At 59.6% G+C, this 17,060-nt stretch carries 17 protein-coding genes; 15 read left to right on the top strand and 2 right to left on the bottom strand.

What is annotated here, in order from left to right; genetic code table 11:
- Window positions 1-42 precede the first annotated feature (42 nt).
- Complete coding sequence (locus tag OQ287_RS01660) at window positions 43-1,203, top strand: fumarylacetoacetate hydrolase family protein (RefSeq protein ID WP_265895366.1); 1,161 nt, start codon at window positions 43-45, stop codon at window positions 1,201-1,203.
- Window positions 1,204-1,713: 510 nt separating this feature from the next.
- Window positions 1,714-2,670, top strand: a complete 957-nt coding sequence (locus tag OQ287_RS01655) for a Bug family tripartite tricarboxylate transporter substrate binding protein (RefSeq protein WP_250936220.1) — start codon at window positions 1,714-1,716, stop codon at window positions 2,668-2,670.
- An 11-nt stretch (window positions 2,671-2,681) separates the two neighbouring features.
- Here the strand turns inward: OQ287_RS01655 and OQ287_RS01650 are convergent, their stop codons facing one another.
- Window positions 2,682-2,816 (bottom strand): hypothetical protein, encoded by a 135-nt coding sequence (locus OQ287_RS01650; RefSeq protein ID WP_265895364.1) that lies wholly within the window; start codon window positions 2,814-2,816, stop codon window positions 2,682-2,684.
- 12 nt (window positions 2,817-2,828) lie between these two features.
- Between OQ287_RS01650 and OQ287_RS01645 the strand changes: the two genes are divergently transcribed.
- Genes OQ287_RS01645 through OQ287_RS01630 form a run of 4 tightly spaced genes read left to right on the top strand, consistent with a single transcriptional unit; the run spans window position 2,829 to window position 6,895 of the window.
- Window positions 2,829-3,308, top strand: coding sequence for a tripartite tricarboxylate transporter TctB family protein (locus OQ287_RS01645; protein ID WP_250936217.1), 480 nt, complete (start codon window positions 2,829-2,831; stop codon window positions 3,306-3,308).
- Window positions 3,309-3,320: 12 nt separating this feature from the next.
- Window positions 3,321-4,829, top strand: coding sequence for a tripartite tricarboxylate transporter permease (locus OQ287_RS01640; protein WP_250936215.1), 1,509 nt, complete (start codon window positions 3,321-3,323; stop codon window positions 4,827-4,829).
- Window positions 4,829-5,857: an amidohydrolase family protein gene (locus tag OQ287_RS01635; RefSeq protein ID WP_250937999.1), complete on the top strand. Its 1,029-nt coding sequence runs from the start codon at window positions 4,829-4,831 to the stop codon at window positions 5,855-5,857. The genes OQ287_RS01640 and OQ287_RS01635 overlap by 1 nt, the downstream gene beginning before the upstream one ends.
- A 60-nt stretch (window positions 5,858-5,917) precedes the next feature.
- A complete protein-coding gene (locus tag OQ287_RS01630) occupies window positions 5,918-6,895 on the top strand; it encodes a Bug family tripartite tricarboxylate transporter substrate binding protein (protein ID WP_265895361.1) in 978 nt (325 codons plus the stop codon).
- 29 nt (window positions 6,896-6,924) lie between these two features.
- Here the strand turns inward: OQ287_RS01630 and OQ287_RS01625 are convergent, their stop codons facing one another.
- Window positions 6,925-7,806 (bottom strand): LysR family transcriptional regulator, encoded by an 882-nt coding sequence (locus OQ287_RS01625; protein ID WP_265895360.1) that lies wholly within the window; start codon window positions 7,804-7,806, stop codon window positions 6,925-6,927.
- A gap of 146 nt (window positions 7,807-7,952) precedes the next feature.
- On the opposite strand from OQ287_RS01625, the gene OQ287_RS01620 reads away from it, so the two are divergent.
- The 9 genes from OQ287_RS01620 to OQ287_RS01580 all read left to right on the top strand — a co-directional run bounded on the left by OQ287_RS01620 (window position 7,953) and on the right by OQ287_RS01580 (window position 17,057).
- Window positions 7,953-8,945 carry a hydroxyacid dehydrogenase gene (locus tag OQ287_RS01620; protein ID WP_265895359.1) on the top strand — a complete coding sequence of 331 codons (993 nt, stop codon included), beginning with the start codon at window positions 7,953-7,955 and terminating at the stop codon, window positions 8,943-8,945.
- 57 nt (window positions 8,946-9,002) lie between these two features.
- Window positions 9,003-9,677: an RraA family protein gene (locus tag OQ287_RS01615; protein ID WP_250936206.1), complete on the top strand. Its 675-nt coding sequence runs from the start codon at window positions 9,003-9,005 to the stop codon at window positions 9,675-9,677.
- Window positions 9,678-10,017: 340 nt separating this feature from the next.
- Window positions 10,018-10,971 (top strand): tripartite tricarboxylate transporter substrate binding protein, encoded by a 954-nt coding sequence (locus tag OQ287_RS01610; protein ID WP_265895358.1) that lies wholly within the window; start codon window positions 10,018-10,020, stop codon window positions 10,969-10,971.
- Window positions 10,968-11,444, top strand: a complete 477-nt coding sequence (locus OQ287_RS01605) for a tripartite tricarboxylate transporter TctB family protein (RefSeq protein ID WP_265895357.1) — start codon at window positions 10,968-10,970, stop codon at window positions 11,442-11,444. Before OQ287_RS01610 ends, OQ287_RS01605 begins: the two co-directional genes overlap by 4 nt.
- Before the next feature lie 48 nt (window positions 11,445-11,492).
- Complete coding sequence (locus tag OQ287_RS01600; protein WP_265895356.1) at window positions 11,493-12,998, top strand: tripartite tricarboxylate transporter permease; 1,506 nt, start codon at window positions 11,493-11,495, stop codon at window positions 12,996-12,998.
- Window positions 12,995-13,807 (top strand): amidohydrolase family protein, encoded by an 813-nt coding sequence (locus tag OQ287_RS01595; RefSeq protein WP_265895355.1) that lies wholly within the window; start codon window positions 12,995-12,997, stop codon window positions 13,805-13,807. The genes OQ287_RS01600 and OQ287_RS01595 overlap by 4 nt, the downstream gene beginning before the upstream one ends.
- A gap of 429 nt (window positions 13,808-14,236) precedes the next feature.
- Window positions 14,237-15,223: a TRAP transporter substrate-binding protein DctP gene (dctP, locus tag OQ287_RS01590; RefSeq protein WP_265895354.1), complete on the top strand. Its 987-nt coding sequence runs from the start codon at window positions 14,237-14,239 to the stop codon at window positions 15,221-15,223.
- Window positions 15,224-15,237: 14 nt separating this feature from the next.
- Complete coding sequence (locus OQ287_RS01585) at window positions 15,238-15,762, top strand: TRAP transporter small permease (RefSeq protein WP_265895353.1); 525 nt, start codon at window positions 15,238-15,240, stop codon at window positions 15,760-15,762.
- Window positions 15,762-17,057, top strand: a complete 1,296-nt coding sequence (locus OQ287_RS01580; RefSeq protein ID WP_250936192.1) for a TRAP transporter large permease — start codon at window positions 15,762-15,764, stop codon at window positions 17,055-17,057. The genes OQ287_RS01585 and OQ287_RS01580 overlap by 1 nt, the downstream gene beginning before the upstream one ends.
- Window positions 17,058-17,060 lie beyond the last annotated feature (3 nt).

The following is a 17,060-nucleotide window of genomic DNA, read 5'->3' as shown; positions in this document are numbered from 1 at the left end:
ACACCAACGCATCTCGCGCGACAAACCGTCGAGGTAATCCTTTTGCATACTACAACCTTTCTTCCCGAAGACCTGGAAAGCGCACTGCTGGCCGGGCGGGTATGGCGCGAAACGCCTGACCAGTCGGGGCCTGCCATCGTGGTGATTCGAAACGGCGAGGTCATCGACATCACGTCCACCTGCGCCTGTATGGCCGATTTGCTGGATCGGGATGATGCCACCGCCGTGGTTGCCCGGGCCGAGGGCGAGTCACTGGGCTCGATCGAATCACTGCTGGAAAACTCGCTGTCATCCTCCCCGCACGCGCCCTATCTGCTGGCTCCCTGCGATGTACAGGCCATCAAGGCCTGCGGCGTAACCTTTGCCGTCAGCCTGATGGAAAGAGTCATCGAGGAGCAGGCAGCCGGTGACGCTGCTCATGCCACCGCGTTGCGCCAGGAGCTGCAGACCGTAATCGGCAGCGACCTGTCGCAGATGGTTCCAGGCTCCGATGAGGCGCTGGCGCTCAAGGCAGAACTGCAGCAACGGGGCGTCTGGTCTCAGTACATGGAAGTCGGCATCGGGCCGGATGCCGAGGTTTTCACCAAGGCACAACCCTTCTCGTCAGTGGGCTTTGGCAGTAGCGTAGGCCTGCACCCGTCATCACGATGGAACAACCCCGAACCCGAGATCGTACTGGCCGTCGATGCTACCGGTCAGCCACGAGGCGCGACGCTGGGTAATGACGTCAACCTGCGTGACATCGAGGGACGCAGCGCCCTGCTGCTGGGCAAGGCCAAGGACAACAACGCCTCCAGTGCCATCGGCCCCTTCATTCGTCTCTTCGATGAACATTTCACCCTCGATACGGTACGTAAGGCACGGGTTTCACTGCGTATCGAAGGCGCCGATGACAGTTTCGTGCTTGATGGCTCAAGCGACATGCGCCAGATCAGCCGTGATCCACTGGATCTTGTCCGCCAGACCGTGGGCCCACATCACCAGTACCCGGATGGTTTCATGCTGTTTCTCGGCACCATGTTCTCTCCCATTCTGGATCGTGATGGCGAGGGACAAGGCTTTACGCATCACGTGGGGGACCTCGTCACCATCGCCACCCCAGCCCTGGGCGCACTGGTCAACCGCGTGGACCGCTCGGACCGGCTCCCCCCCTGGACCTTCGGCATACGTCAGTGGCATGCACACCAGGCCCGGCACCGCTGATCGATACCTGCCCGACATGTGCCACCTGTCGGGCAGTAGCCGAGGACCCACCGTGACAGATTACGCGCCTATCCACCGATCGGGGGTGGTTCATCGGTTAGATGTAAATCAAGCTCTCCCTGATACACAGGTCCCGCCACGATCATGTGCCGTCACGTTCGGCGCTTTTTTTACATACCTGTTTTAAATGTGTACGTGGAACGTCAGAACATATAAATAACCGTGTTATTCCGCGCCCTGACATGTCGTCCATGACTCTATTTCTTTAAAATACGGCCATGCTTCCAATGTAACTACGGATATATCAGAACCGGGATTCATTAGTCTCATTGACACTCTTGTTTTCATCGTTTAAGTAAAACCACTTTTTTTAAGACCAAGGTATAAATTATTGGCGTTAAAGCGCCCAATGAAAAAAAACTGGTCAAGGCGAGAAAAATTATTCGCTGTAATGCAGTTTTACTGTGCCCTTAACTTTGCAGAACATTTCATGTCTCAAGGGGCACCACCATGGGTTTTAAATCAATTGCCATTGCCGCAGCGCTGGTTCTGTCGAGCGGCATGTCCACGGCTGCACTGGCGGACTATCCCGAAAAACGCATCGACCTGATTGTCGGCTTTGCCGCCGGCGGTGGCACCGATGTCATGGCCCGGACCACGGCTCCCTTTCTGGAGAAGTACCTGGGTAATGATGTCTCGGTAGTGGTCAAGAACATGCCGGGCGCCAGTGGTCAGATTGGCGTTACCGCGGTCGCCGAAGCCAAACCCGATGGCTACAAGATCGGCACCTATAACCTGCCGGGCACCATGGCCAGAACGCTTGATCGCAATGCCGATTACAATGCCGACAGCTTTACCTACCTGGCCAACGTCGTGAACGACCCCAATGTCATCGTTACTCCCAAAAACAGTGACATCGACACCATGGACAAGCTGGTCGAAGCGGCCAAAAAGCGTCCCGGTGCGGTAACGGTCGCCATGTCGAGCCTTGGCGGCGATGACCATTTCTTCCTGCAAAAGCTCACCGATGTCACCAAGGCCGACTATACCGTCGTGCCCTTCTCCGGTTCAGCTCCGGCCCGCAGCGCGCTGATGGGCGGCCACGTCACCATGGGCATCATCAACATCTCCGAAGTCGTGGCCTTCCGCGATGAGCTGAACGTACTGGGCATCGCCTCCGAGAAGCGCTCTTCCATGGCGGAAGACATCCCTACCTTCAAGGAGCAGGGATTCGATCTGGTCAACGGGGCGCTTCGCGGCTTCGTGGCGCCGGCCAATCTGCCTGAAAACGTCAGGGCCAAACTGCTCGACGCCTTCCAGAAAACCTACGACGACCCTGATTTCCAGCAGGCCATGCGCCGGTCCGGCAACCCGACAGAACTGGCTCTGGGCGATGACTTCAAGACCCTCAACGCCGAGCAGCTGGAACTGGCAAAACGCATCTGGGAAACCACTCCCTGGAAGTAAGCCTGCGCTCGTTATCCCGGTTTTTCTGACACATGACCTTCACGACGGAACCACCACGCCATTTCCCAATGACGGCGTGGTGGTTCAACCGGCATGACCGACTCGTCATTGCCGGCCTGTCGTGACTGGCTCCAACGCGACTTCATGAGACATATCCCATGACCAGTGAACCCACTAACACGGCCAGCGAGTCCTCTCGCGGCATCGATCCGGATTTGATCGCCGGTACGGTCATCGTGCTCGGCGCAGGCGTACTTCTGACGCGCACCTCGGATATGCCCGGCATGACAGCACTGCTGCCGGTCACCATGCTCTCGGCGCTTATCCTGCTTGGCGTCCTGCTGATCGGACGCTGTGTACTGCGCCGTCGGCGCCAGACCGTGGCGCCCATCAAGGTCTTCGATGATGCCAAACGCTTTTTCGGCATCGTGGCATCCATTGCGATTTATGTCGCCGCCGTCGCCCTGCTGGGCTTTTACACCGCAACGGCTGTCATGATTCCGGTGGTGGCCTGGTGCTTCGGGTACCGAAGCCTGAAGGGCGTACTGCTTGCCGATCTGATTTTTACAGGCGGCATCGCGATCATCTTCGTGTTGCTGATGGGGCAGGAACTGCCCACCGAATTCTTCCTGCGCTAACGAGGATATCTCATGTACGGCAATCTTATTGATGCACTACCGTCCGTATTGTCCATGGGCAATCTCCTGGCGGTCATTGTCGGCGTTGTTGCCGGTATCTGCGTAGGCGCCCTGCCCGGCCTCAGCGCCACCATGGCCATTTCGGTGCTGATTCCCTTTACCTTCGGCATGGATCCGCTGGTCGCCCTTGGCATGATGGCCGGTATCTACAACGGGGCCATGTACGGCGGTTCAATCCCCGCTGTGCTGCTGCGCATTCCCGGAACGCCTGCCGCCGTCGCCACCAGCTTCGATGGTTACCCGATGGCTCAGCAGGGCCGTGGTGGCTATGCACTTCAGGTCGCCGTGGTCTCTTCTGCACTGGGGGGTATCGTCTCGGCGCTGGTCCTGATGCTGCTGGCTCCTCCGCTGGCCAAGGTCACGCTGCTTTTCGGTCCGACCGAGATTTTCTGGGTGGCGGTATTCGGCATGTCGGCCATCGTTTTCCTGCTCGGCGGTGATGTGATCAAGGGGCTGATCAGCGCAGCCTTTGGTGTCTTTGTCTCCCTCGTCGGTGCCGACACCATTACCGGCGCCGAGCGCTACACCTTTGGGCACCTGGAGCTGCTCGACGGCATCAATATCGTCGTGCTGCTGGTCGGGCTCTATGCACTGCCACCGGCCATCGGCCTGCTTGAGGAAATCCGCGATTTCGACACCGAAAATACCGGCCGACTCAATACCACCAGCATCTGGAAGGCCATCCCCGGCATGCTGAAGTACTGGAAGACCTGGGTACGCTCTTCAATCATCGGCGTGTTTGTCGGCATCCTGCCTGGCGCCGGCGGCTCCATGGCAGCGTTTCTCAGTTATAACGAAGCCCGCCGTGCCTCCAAAAACCCGGATGACTGGGGCAAGGGCGAACCGGAAGGCGTTGCTGCCTCGGAAACCTCCAACAATGCCGATACTGCCGCCGCACTGATCCCGGCGCTGACGCTGGGCATTCCCGGCACGGCGGTTGCTGCCGTCATGCTCGGTGGACTGTTGATCCACGGCCTGCAGCCTGGCCCCATGCTGTTCCGTGACAACCCTGAAATCGTCTTTGGCTTCATGTGGCAGTTCCTGTTTGCCGCCATCCTGCTGATCTTCCTCGGGGGAGCACTGGCCACCAACAGCTTTGCGCAGGTGCTGCGCCTGCCACGACCGCTGCTGGGCGCCATCATCATCTCCCTGGTGTTCATCGGCGTGTACTCGATCAATGGCCGTATGTTCGATGTCTATCTGATGCTCGGCTTTGGCCTGATCGGCTATTTCATGGACAAGCTGAAATTCCCGCTGCCACCGGTTGTACTGGGGCTGATTCTGGGAGGGTTTGCCGAACAGAACCTGCGTCTTGCACTGCGCATCGGTGGCGGTAACTGGGACATTCTGGCCTCCAGCCCGACGGCCAAGGTGCTGATCGGCATGATCCTGCTGGTGATACTGTCACCGCTCTTCTCACGGCTGATGCGTGCGCGCAAGGCCAAACGAGTCGCCGAGTGATGACACCTCATGCCTCGATCCGGGAAGCATGGCTGGCACTGACTGATGAGTCGGTGCTGGACCCGGCCCAGCCGATTCTGGACGCGCACCATCATCTGTGGGATCGCGAAGAGAGCCGCTATCGCACCGAGGACTTCATCGCCGATGTGAGCTGCGGCCATGACGTGCGCGCCAGTATCTACGTGCAGTGTCGCACCGGATATCGCCGCTCGGGGCCCGAGGCGCTCTACCCGCTGGGCGAGGTCGAAACGATCCTCGAGTGGAGCGCTCAGGCCCCGAATCATCCGGTCGGCATCGTTGCCTTTGCCGACCTCATGCAGGGCAGCGCGGTACGCGACACCCTCGATGGCCTGCTGGATCTGGCCCCGAATCACGTATGTGGCATTCGCAATACCACGGCCTATCACCCCGACCCGGCGGTGCGCTCCAACCCGAGGCCGGCCCCGGATGGTCTGCTGCGCTCAAAGGAATTTCACCAAGGCGCCGCTGAAGTCGCCCGGGCCGGACTGGCCCTGGACATCTGGGCCTACCAGACACAGCTGCATGAAGTCGAAACGCTCGCTCGCCTGCTGCCGGAGCTGACGGTGGTCATCAATCACTGCGGCGGTCCACTCGGCGTCGGGCCATTTCGTGAACGAACACCGGCTGATTTTGCCGCCTGGCGCGCAGGCCTCGAGAAACTCGCTGCCCTGCCCAACACGCGCCTCAAGATCGGCGGGTTCGGGCTTGCCGTTTTCGGCAATGACTACCACCACCACCCCGCGCCCCCGGACTCCGAACGTCTGGCAAGAGACTGGGCACCCTGGTTCGAGACCTGCCTCGAGGCCTTTGGTCCGGCGCGCTGCATGTTTGAGAGCAACTTCCCCGTGGACAAGGGAATGTTCTCCTATGTCGCACTCTGGAATGCCTACAAGCGACTGACTCGCGCGCTGAGCCAGAACGACCGGGATCAGCTGTTCTGGAAGACGGCTGCCAGCACCTATGGCGTGGCCTTCGACGGATGGGTGACACCCCAGGCGTCGTCATGACAGTGGCACGACCTCAATGCGAATAACACCACGATACGAATAACAACGAGGGATCAGGACATGTTCAAAACGCTTCGGAAAACACTGGTCATTTCAGCCATTGCCGTATCAGCGCAGGCAATGGCCGCACTCAACACACCCGCCTTCGCCGACTACCCCGACAGCAAGCCCATCGAAGTGATTGTCGGCTACTCCGCCGGCGGGGGCACCGACGTGCTTGCCCGTGTGGTGGGAAAATATCTGGAGCAGGAACTGGGAAATGATGCCCGTGTGGTGATCAAGAACCAGCCCGGTGCCGGCGGCCAGATCGGGTTTACGAGCGTGGCCAGGGCCAAGGCAGATGGCTATACCCTGGGCACCTTCAATCTGCCGGCCGCCATGGCACTGACCTACGACCGCAAGGCGGCCTACGACGCCAACAGCTTTGACTATCTCGCCAACGTGGTACACGACCCCAACACCCTGGTCGTCAGTCAGACCTCTCCCTATCACAGTCTGAAAGAGCTGATTCAGGCGGCGAAGGAAAAACCGGGTAGCGTGGGCATGGCCCTGGCATCACTGGGGGGCAATGACCACTTCAGTGCCCTGCTGCTGGCCGCAGCGGCAGATACCGAATTCAACCTGATCCCCTTCAGCGGCGCCTCGATGGCACGCACCGCCCTGCTCGGCGGCCACGTCGCCGCCGGTACCATGGCCCTGAGCCAGACCATCGGTTTTGAAGACGAACTGCGCGTACTGGCTGTTCTTGATGACAAGCGCTCCTCCTTCGCGCCTGACGTGCCTACGGCGAAGGAACAGGGCTATGACGTCGAAATGGGCTCCTATCGCGGCTTCGTGGCGCCTCACGGGCTCCCGGAGAAGGTCAAAACTCGACTGGTGACGGCCTTCAAGGCGCTGGCCGACAACAAAAAGCTGCGCGATGAGCTGGCGGCTCAGGGCAATACGCTGGACATCATCACCGGAGATGACTATCGCCAGCTGAACGACGCCCAGTCCGACGTCGCCAGAAAACTGTGGGAAAGCCATCCATGGAAATGAGGGGCAGAAAGCAGCCTGTCAGCGCTGGATCACATGAACACGCCGAATTCGCCGGAAAGCTCTGCCAGCTTGTTGTGCATGGCCATAAGAAGCTCGGACTTGGCCGAGTTGGCATGACGTACCGTTCCAATCTGACGATAGACCTGAGGGCGGCCGAACGGCAGCTTGAGCATGTCACGACCATTTTCACGCACTGCAATATCAGGCACGACCGATGCCCCCAGCCCCGCCGCGACACACTCGACGATCGCCGGGATGGTGTCGATCTCGGCAATGTGCCTGGTTCTGACTTCCTGATGGGTCAGCTCATTGTTGATCAGCGCCGCCAGAGGGACATCGCTTGCAAAGTGCACGAAAGGAAGGGTTTCCAGCAACTCCCGCACCGGTCTTACCGGTGTGCCGGGAGGTGCGATGAAGACCAGCGGCTCACGCAGGAACGGGGACCAGGAAAGGTTTCGCGAGACCCCGGCATGCTCGGCCACGACCGCCAGATCCAGGCGGCCGGCGTTGACATCACTGAGAAGGGCCGAGGACATCCCGACACGAAGATCCACATGCAGTTCTGGAAATATTTCGCGCAGCGCCACGATCGCACGTGGCAGCAAAGCGATGGTACTGGTGCGAACCGAGCCAATGCTGAGCGAACTTGACACGTTGCTGCCCTTCAGGGAAATCCGGGTTTCCTCGACCAGTCCCAGAACCTTTCGGGCAGTTTCAAGAAGTTTCAGCCCCTGAAGAGTGAGACTTGGCGGACGCGTCTGCCGATTGAACAGCGAGGCCTCCAGTTCCTGCTCCAGCGCAAGCATCTGCTGACTGACGGCCGAAGGCGTCAGGCAGACCTCGCGGGCAGCACGGGCAAAGGTACCGTATTCGGAGATCGCAATTAGCGTGCGTAGCTGACGTGTGTCCATGCTTTTACCCATTAAGACTTTCTTCACTTAACGTAAAATATTAGTCGCTTTTATAAAGAAAAACTACCTGTATTCTAATCGGCAACCGCCCAGGAACGACACCTGGCACCACGTGTGCTGCCACTGACAATCAATGGAGAGAGACCTTGGAGAACCGCCCCACCATTCTTGTAACCGGCCCTCACCTGGCTGAAGAAGCACGTCAATATGCCGAAGCCGCGGGCTACGCCGTACACCACACGCCGGCCTACCCTTCGCCGGAGGTGCTCGTTGAACACATCAACCGTCACGACCCGGTAGGCATCGTGTCACGCATGGGGCGATTCGGAGCTGAAGCGGTTGCAGCCGGCCGGTCACTCAAGGTGATTTCCAAGCATGGCGCCGGCGTGGACAACATTGATGTTGATGCAGCCACGCATCATGGCGTTCAGGTCATTCGCGCTGCCGGTGGCAATGCGGTCTCGGTGGCAGAGCACGCTGTCGCATTGATGTTTGCCACGGTCAAGCGTCTGCTGCCGCTGGATGCCGGCATGCGACAGGGCCACTGGGAAAAGGCCGACTTTCTCGGGCGGGAATTATCCGGCATGCGCCTGGGCCTGGTCGGCGGTGGTGCCATCGCCGCCGCCGTGGTCAGAATCGTCCAGGGGCTGGGGCTGGATGTTGCCGTCTACGATCCTTACGCCTCACCGGAAGCCATTCGCTCCCTTGGTGCCGAGCCCATCGACGACATCGATACGCTGCTGGCCCGATCCGACATCGTCAGCCTGCACTGCCCCCTGACTGAAGCGAACGCACATCTGCTTGATGCCAGAACACTGGCCCTGATGCCGAAGGACAGCTACGTCATCAACACCTCCCGCGGCGGACTGATCGACGAGCAGGCTCTGCTGGCTGCGCTCGAGAGTGGCCACATTGCCGGTGCCGGACTGGATACCTTCGAGTGCGAGCCGCCGGAAGGCATCAATCCGCTCGCTCGCTCCGAGCGGGTCATCCTGACACCGCACATCGCAGGGGTGACCGAAGAAGCAGGTACACGCGTGGGTGTTCTGGCGGTCAGTGGCATTGTCGACCTCATTGCCGGCACAGCGCTGCCACCGGCACGCATGGTCAATACCCTGCCGGAAACCACCTGTTCCTGATCCTGTTTTTCATGACATATCGGCCAGAGATTCAGGCCATCTCAATGGAGTAATACCATGCCCATCGGCAACCGAGTTCTCAAACGCCAGCGCCAGGTCAACGCATCCACCGTCGAAGCCTTTGCTGCGCTTCCTGTTGCAGTGGTCAGTGACAGCATGTCCCGCGTCTTTGCCGGTGGCAGCGACCTTCGTCCCATGCACCGCGAGGGCTCAATGGCAGGCGTGGCCCTGACCGTGCGTACTCGCCCGGGTGACAACCTGATGCTGCACCAGGCCATCGACATGGCCCAGCCCGGTGACGTCATTGTCTGCGACGCGGGCGGTGACACCACCAACGCCCTGATGGGCGAGTTGATGCTCGCCTATGCGGTCAAAAAGGGCGTGGTCGGCTTTGTTCTCAACGGTGCGATACGCGATCTTGATGGCTTTCGCGAAACCAACCTGCCTACCTTTGCAGCCGGGGTTACCCATCGCGGTCCCTACAAGAATGGTCCGGGCGAAATCAATACCCCGATCAGCCTGAATGGCATGGTCATCGAGCCGGGCGATCTGATCATCGGTGACAGTGACGGCATGCTTTGCGTTCCCTATGACGATGCAGAGACCGTGCTTGAGGCCGCTCAGGCCAAACAGGCGGCTGAAGAGAAGCAAATGGCTGCAATTCACGCCGGTGAGAACGATCGGAGCTGGGTGAGCGCCGCACTCAAGGCCACAGGGTGCGAAATGAACTAGGCACACTGTTTTACAGCTGAACGTAAAACAATAAATCCCCTACCCCCGGATTTATGAAAGGGACGCCGGATATTTAATTACCCGGCGTCCCTTTTGCGCCTTCAATTCAGGGAAAAATTCTCCAAGCCATTAATAATAAAGAAGAAAAACACCAAAAAGTAGACAAAGGTTTAATAATTAAAACCACCCGAGCGGCGTAGCATTAACGGCCCGACATGACGATGAAAAGTCATGGCACATCAGTACGACTCATGTCGAGGCAAGGCTTTAATCATCACTCCGTCAATGTATTCACCATTCGGCATCTCTTTTTTTATTTATCTTCATCGGGAGAGTTTCGATGCGTTCACCTCGAAACCGTTGGCTTTATTTACTCAGCACCCTGCTGATCATGCTGGCCTCTCCGGCATGGGCGAGTGACTATCCTGCTCGTCCCATTACCCTGATTGTTCCCTATGGTGCGGGAGGGACCACCGACATTTCAGCCAGGCAGCTCGCCAGACTGGCAGAGCCGCTGCTTGGCCAACCGGTCGTCATCGAAAACCGCCCTGGTGGTGGTGGCGTGAACGCCATGCGCACGGTATCCCGCGCCGCGCCGGACGGTTATACCCTGATTGCGACCACCTCCTCTCCCTCCTTTGTCGCGCCGGCACTGCGTGATACGGGCTATGACACGCTCAAGGATTTCACGCCGATCCTGAATTATTCCGGGCCCTGGCATGGTGTTCTGGTCAATGCCGATAGCCCCTATCACACCCTGACGGAACTGCTTGATGCTGCCCGCGATGGCTCCCGTCTTACCTATGCCACGGCCGGCGCCCTGAGTGGTGCGCGCCTGGCGTTTACTCAGCTGGGACGCGACACCGATGCAAGGCTTCAGCACGTTCCGTTTGACGGCGCCGCCGGTGCAACCGCGGCCCTGCTTGGCCACCATGTCGATATCGCGCTGGTGCCTGCCTACCGCGATCTGGTTAAAAGTGACCAGCTACGGCTGCTTGCCGTGCTCGATGACCAGCCTGACCCGGATTTCCCGGAAGTGCCCACGCTTGAGCAGTCAGGATACGACATTCAATTTCCCTCCATCGTGGCCCTGATGGTGCCCCATGGCGTGAGCGCCAAGCGCGCCGAGACACTGCGAGCCGCATTCAGCCAGGCCGCCTCTTCACCGGAATTTGCCGCCGTCATGAAAAAACTCAACCAACCCGTGAGGCTACTGCCATGTGACGAAGTCGAGGCCGTCATCGGCAAGAACCTGGTGGCGTATCATCATCTGGCCGAGACCCTGAAGCGATGAGCATCGACACGAACACATCCTCCCACCGCCGCATGCCTCGATTTGGCCTGCAAGGTTGCACCTGCCTCGGCATCCTGCTCGTCGCAGCCATCGGACTTTTGACCCTCCAGGATCAGGTGACGGTGTTTGACTTTGGCGACCCGGGCCCGGATGCACGCTTCTTCCCCAGGCTGGTGCTATGGCTACTGGCCCTGGGAGCCGTGCTTCGACTGTGGCGCCATCGCCGAACGGCCGAGACCGCCATCGGCCCGGCTGTCGGCTGGATCCGCGTGCTTTTCGTCATGATGCTGATGGCCGTGGCCCTGGCAACCATGCCGATGCTGGGCTTCATCATTACCGTGGCCACGATCGGTATCGTGCTGGCCTGGCTGCTGGGCGAGCGTCACTGGCTGTTCAATGTGGCCTTGCCGCTGATCGTCACCATCGCCATTTTCTGGGCTGGACGACATCTTCTCAACCTGCCCCTGCCCTGAGCCTGTCACCGCGTTTTCGCGTCCGAGATTTCCCAGGAGATACTTCACATGCTTCTTGATGCCTTCCATGCCCTGCTCGATGTCTGGGTGCTGATTGCCGCCCTGGTGGGGGTGGCCGTCGGCATTGTCATCGGCGCAATTCCCGGTCTGGGCCCGACACTGGCCATTGCCCTGCTGATCCCGGTGACCTTTACCATGTCCCCCATTCCCTCTCTTATCCTGCTTCTGGGGGTGTATCAGGGGGCGATCTTTGGTGGATCGATTTCCGCCATCCTGCTCAACGTTCCCGGCACGCCGTCTTCGGCAGCCACGGCGCTGGATGGCCATCCCATGGCACGGCAGGGCCGTGCCGGGGAAGCACTGCGCATCGCGCTCTATGCCAGTGTGTTCGGCAACATTTTCAGCTGTCTGGTGCTGATCGTGCTGGCCCAGCCGCTGGCCTCGCTGGCGCTCGATTTCGGCCCTGCACAGATGGCGGCGTTGATGACGTTTGCGTTGATCATCATCGTGCTGTTCGGGGGGGGATCGATTCTTGATGCAGCCCTGATGGCACTGATCGGCGTCGCCGCCGGCATTATCGGACTCGATCCCATCGAGGGGCTGCCGCGCTTCACCTTTGGCAGCTTTGCGGCCGAAGACGGCCTGGCGCTGATTCCGGTGCTGATCGGCCTGTTCGCGATGTCCGAAGTACTGCTGCAGGCCTTTGCCGGCAAGCAGAAGACGGCACCGGACACGGACATCGGCCCGGTCTCGGGCAGTGGCACCTCGAATCGCCCGGTCGGGTGGCTGACCCTGTGGAAGATGCGCGCCACGCTAATGGTGTCCTCCATCATCGGCACCCTGGTGGGTATCCTGCCGGGGATCGGCTCAACGGTGCCCGCCTTCGTCAGCTACAACCTGGCCCGCTCCCGTTCACGCGATCCGGCCCGCTTCGGCAAGGGAGAACCGGAGGGCGTGGCCGCCCCGGAGGCCGCCAACAATGCGGTAACCGGTGGCGCGCTGGTGCCCATGCTCTCACTCGGCATTCCCGGCGACGCCGTTACCGCCGTCATCCTGGGAGCGTTCATGCTGCAGGGGCTGACGCCGGGGCCGTTCCTCTTCCAGCAGCACGGTGTTGAGGTCTATGCGATCTTCGAGGCACTGATACTGCTGTCCATTCCCTGTGTGGTGTTCGGGCTGGCCATGTTTCGTGGCGCCGTTCACATCATTAAAATCCGCCCTCGCCATCTGTTCCCGGTCATTGCGATTCTGGCGATATTTGGTGCCTATTCGGTCAACAACAGTCTTTTCGATGTCGCCGTGATGCTGGGTGCCGGGGGGATTGGCTTCGTGCTGCGGCGAGCCGGTTTTCCGCTGCCGCCCCTGCTGATCGGGCTGATCCTCGGGCCACCGCTTGAGCAGAGCCTGCGCCAGGCGCTGCTGACCAGTGCCGGAAGCGCTGATATCTTCCTGCAGTCACCGATCGCCATGGGACTGTTGGCCGTCACGCTGCTGTGCGTTCTGGGTGTCACCATCAGGCGCTATCGCCATACGCACCAGGGAGATGCGTCATGACACACACCTCAATGTCGCCCGCCTGTGACTGCCATATCCACGTCTTCGACCGTGACCGCGAGTACATCAAGGCGACCTACCAGCCCCCTCGCAAGAGCATCGGCCACTTCATGGAGGAAGCCGCGGTCTCGGACATCCGGCGCGCCGTGCTGATACAGGCTTCCATCGATGGCACCGACAACCACTATCTGCTCGAGACGCTTCGTCAGGCGCGGCTCCCCACCTCGCCGCTTGAGTTGCGTGGCGTGGTCATGATCGATGAGCACACCTCAGGGCTCGAGGCGATGCGCGAAGCTGGCGTACGTGGCATCCGCATTCAGGACCGCACCCGGCTGGGCCAGCACGACCTGGCGCGCCTGCCGGAGCTTGCTGCTCGCGCCGCAGCACTGGACTGGCATGTCGAACTCAATACGGAACCCGAGCGCTACGACGTTTTGGCGGCACTGTTACCGACTCTCCCGGAAGGGCAAACAATCGTCCTGGATCATTTCGGGCACGTGACCCCCGGCCATTCCGATGAACTGACCCGCCTTTGCCGCCTGCTCGACACCGGGCGCGTCTGGATCAAACTTGCCCCCACCCGTGTCAGCCAGCAACCGGGGCGCTATGACGACCTCATCGAGCTGACTCGGCACCTGGCCGAGCGCTACCGCGAGTGTTGCCTCTGGGGAAGTGACTGGCCCCACGTCATGACGCCGTCGCCGATCCCCGGCTCCCTCGACATGATCGAGTTTCTCGAGCGCGCCCTGTCCTCGCCACAGCGCCAGGCCTGTCTGAGAGACAATCCTGAACGGCTTTATCGGTTCTGACCCCTCCCCCTGACCCTGCCTTTCAGACCAGCCATCACGATCGACCTCATTGTCCATGAGGTCGATCATTCTGCGGGGTTCGCTGATTCAGATTTTATACATACTGACGTATATCACTCCGATTATTTAATTATTGCCCTCTTTTATTATTTATCGTTAAAGGCGACCAAGGTCTCATCGACAAAACATTTATTTCAAAGATCCGGCATAAAGTTTTCCTGCATATTCAATGCAGAAAAACACGCTTTAGCAATTCCTCGTTTTCATGTTCACTCAACACCCAAAAGCGTGCGGTGTTTATTCACGATTTACCCATGAATATAAATGCCCCCTTTTGACAAGGGGTGATGTAAATCACTCCCCTGTTTCAAAAGGCACAAATATCATTTTAATAAAAACGAGCCATCACCCTTGAGAGAGGACGTCCCGATGAAAAAAATCAAGAATACCCTGCTATCCGGATTGGTTGTTCTAAGCACATCAATGGCCGGTAATGTCATGGCCGATAACTGGACGGGGTATACCTATTCCTCCGTGTCCACGACCGCTGCCGTTCAGGGCATGAAACGAATTGCCGACCGGGTCGAGAAGGAAACGGACGATGACCTGTCGATCACGCTTCACCTGGGCAAGACACTGCAAATCTCCTCCAGCGATATCACCCAGGCCACCGGCGATGGCATTGTCGACTTCGCCGCGGACCTGTTCTTTTCGGGCAACGTCCCCATCGCGCGCATTCTCAACCTGCCCCTTTTGATCAACAACGACGAAGAGTGGAACAAGGCCTACGCGGTGATGGAACCGTATCTCAAGAAAGGGTTCGCGGATCAGGGCGTGACCTATCTGGGCAGCTATCGCTACCCGCAGCAGGTCATCTTTACCACCTTCAAAATGGACTCACTGGACGACCTCAAGGATCACAAGGTGCGCGTCACCTCGCCTGAACAGGGTGAATTCGTCGAGGCCTTCGGTGGTTCACCGATCACGCTCTCAGGCTCGGAAGTACCGACGGCGCTGGAACGTGGCGTCATTGATGGCGTACTGACAGCCAGTGCGGGCGGTGCCAAGAACTGGCACGAATTCCTGCCCTACAACTACCGTCTGCCGGTCAACTACGCCAACAGTGCCATTATCGCCAATACCTCTGCGTATGAAGGCCTCAAGAACAGCACGCGCCAGACACTCAATCGTATCGTGAGTGAGGAAACAGCCCAGATCACTCAGGACTTCCTCGTCGATGAGAAGACACAGGAACAGAAACAGGCAGACGCCGGCATGACGATTGTCGATGCCGACCCGGCCGACATCAAACGCGCCCAGGAAAAGATGGCGCCGTGGTGGCGCGAGTGGGCCAAACAGGCGGGACCGGAGCATGAAAAAGCGCTTGAGGCGGTTCTGAACGCCCTTGGCAAGTAATTCCGGAGCCCTTCATGAGTGATACATCCCCCCATCAGGTCAACGAGCCGGCATCTGCCGGCTCCCTGTTCGACATGATCGCCGCCGGCGTGCGGTTTATCGCGGGACTGGCGCTGGTGGTACTGGTATTGATCGTCAGCGCCGAAATCATCTCGCGCTTTTTCTTCAACCATTCACTGCGCGTCGTCGAAGAGCTGGCAGGGTACCTCGTCGTGGGCCTGACCCTGTTCGGCGCCAGCCTGGCCGTTCGGAAAAACAGTCTGTTTCAGGTCGGTTTCATCTTTGATGCCCTGCCTCAGGCTCTTAAAAAGAGCCTGAACCTGCTTTATATGGCCCTGTCGCTTGCCGTCTGCGGCGTGCTGATCTGGTACACCCTGCAACTGGTTCTGAGCTCCTGGTCACGCGGCAATGTCGCGCCGACATTTTTGATGACGCCGTTATGGATGCCTCAGCTGCTGATTCCGCTGGGACTGACCTTTACCGCGATCTTCATCATCGAGCGCGCGATCATCACCCTGCGTCATGGAGGAACTGATTGATGGATGCCCTGATCGCCTTTGGCGTATTACTGGTGTTGATTGTTGGCGGGCTGTGGGTTCAATTCGCCGTCGGCGCGGCAGCGCTGGCCTACCTGTGGCTGATCAAGGGCGTCGCTGGCTGGAAGGCTCTCGGGCTGGTCAGCTGGGGAGCCGCCAACAGCTTCACGCTGGCTGCGATTCCGCTGTTTATTCTGATGGCGGAGATCCTGCTGGCCAGCGGGCTCAGTGCGCGACTCTATAACGGTATCGCCCCCTTCATGCGCCGCCTGCCAGGCGGGTTGCTGCATACCAACATCGTGGGTAGCGGCGTATTTGCCGCCGTCGCCGGCGGCAGTGCGCCAACCGCGGCGGCGATGTCGACCGTGGCATTGCCGGCCCTGTCGGCACGCGGCTATGACCGCCGATTCGTGGCAGGCTCACTGGCGGCCGGCGGCACACTGGGCATTTTGATCCCGCCGTCGATCACCATGATCATCTACGCCACCTTTACCGAAACCTCCATCGCCCAGCTGTTCGCCGCCGGTCTGGTGCCCGGTATTCTGCTCGGTGCCTGCTACAGCCTCTTCATCATCGCGCGTGCGCTGGCGAAACCTTCGCTGGTTCCCAAAGATACCCAGCAACGCACGTTTACCGATTACCTGCGCGCCGCCGCGGACGTGCTGCCCTTTACGATCCTGATCGTGTTCATTCTGGGCAGCATCTACGCCGGCATCGCCACCCCGACCGAGGCGGGTGCGCTGGGCGTGGTCGGTGCCGTGGCCATCTCGGCACTGTATCGCCGACTCAATATCACAATGCTCAAGTCGGCACTGTCGCGCACGCTGACCATGAGCGGCAACGTGCTGTTCATCGTGTTCATTTCGATGCTGTTTGCCTACGCCACGGCGCTGTCCGGCGTCGGCGAAGCACTGGTCGACCGCGTTGCCGAGGCAGGTCTGTCGCAGTTTTCGCTGCTTCTGATTCTCGTGGTGGTGTTTGCCATTCTTGGCTGCTTCATGGAAGGCCTTGGCATGATCGCGATCATCGTCCCGGTCATTTTCCCGACCCTGATGGCAATGGGCGTCGATCCGGTCTGGTTTGGCGTGTTCGTGGTCATCCTGGTCGAGCTGGGCCAGCTGACCCCGCCGCTCGGCGTCATCCTGTTCGTGGTGGCCAGCTCCGATGCGGAAACCAGAGTCGAAGACGTGGTCATGGGCGTGCTGCCCTTCTTCGCCATCATTCTGGCGTTTCTCGTGCTGCTCATTGCGATGCCCGACATCGCACTGTGGCTTCCCCAACTGACTTCCGGAGGTTGACCC

Source organism: Larsenimonas rhizosphaerae, from assembly GCF_026240105.1.
GTDB lineage: Bacteria > Pseudomonadota > Gammaproteobacteria > Pseudomonadales > Halomonadaceae > Larsenimonas > Larsenimonas rhizosphaerae.
The sequence above is the reverse complement of the archived record's forward strand: the minus strand, read 5'-3'. Positions and strand labels throughout refer to the sequence as shown.

Bases quoted from the DNA above. Each gene is read 5' to 3' on its own strand.
- OQ287_RS01605 (WP_265895357.1), top strand. From the start codon at position 10,968: ATGAGCATCGACACGAACACATCCTCCCACCGCCGCATGCCTCGATTT.
- OQ287_RS01600 (WP_265895356.1), top strand. From the start codon at position 11,493: ATGCTTCTTGATGCCTTCCATGCCCTGCTCGATGTCTGGGTGCTGATT.
- OQ287_RS01625 (WP_265895360.1), bottom strand. From the start codon at position 7,806: ATGGACACACGTCAGCTACGCACGCTAATTGCGATCTCCGAATACGGT.
- OQ287_RS01595 (WP_265895355.1), top strand. From the start codon at position 12,995: ATGACACACACCTCAATGTCGCCCGCCTGTGACTGCCATATCCACGTC.
- OQ287_RS01645 (WP_250936217.1), top strand. From the start codon at position 2,829: ATGACCAGTGAACCCACTAACACGGCCAGCGAGTCCTCTCGCGGCATC.
- OQ287_RS01630 (WP_265895361.1), top strand. From the start codon at position 5,918: ATGTTCAAAACGCTTCGGAAAACACTGGTCATTTCAGCCATTGCCGTA.
- OQ287_RS01650 (WP_265895364.1), bottom strand. From the start codon at position 2,816: ATGAAGTCGCGTTGGAGCCAGTCACGACAGGCCGGCAATGACGAGTCG.
- OQ287_RS01610 (WP_265895358.1), top strand. From the start codon at position 10,018: ATGCGTTCACCTCGAAACCGTTGGCTTTATTTACTCAGCACCCTGCTG.
- OQ287_RS01655 (WP_250936220.1), top strand. From the start codon at position 1,714: ATGGGTTTTAAATCAATTGCCATTGCCGCAGCGCTGGTTCTGTCGAGC.
- dctP (WP_265895354.1), top strand. From the start codon at position 14,237: ATGAAAAAAATCAAGAATACCCTGCTATCCGGATTGGTTGTTCTAAGC.
- OQ287_RS01580 (WP_250936192.1), top strand. From the start codon at position 15,762: ATGGATGCCCTGATCGCCTTTGGCGTATTACTGGTGTTGATTGTTGGC.
- OQ287_RS01640 (WP_250936215.1), top strand. From the start codon at position 3,321: ATGTACGGCAATCTTATTGATGCACTACCGTCCGTATTGTCCATGGGC.
- OQ287_RS01635 (WP_250937999.1), top strand. From the start codon at position 4,829: ATGACACCTCATGCCTCGATCCGGGAAGCATGGCTGGCACTGACTGAT.
- OQ287_RS01615 (WP_250936206.1), top strand. From the start codon at position 9,003: ATGCCCATCGGCAACCGAGTTCTCAAACGCCAGCGCCAGGTCAACGCA.
- OQ287_RS01585 (WP_265895353.1), top strand. From the start codon at position 15,238: ATGAGTGATACATCCCCCCATCAGGTCAACGAGCCGGCATCTGCCGGC.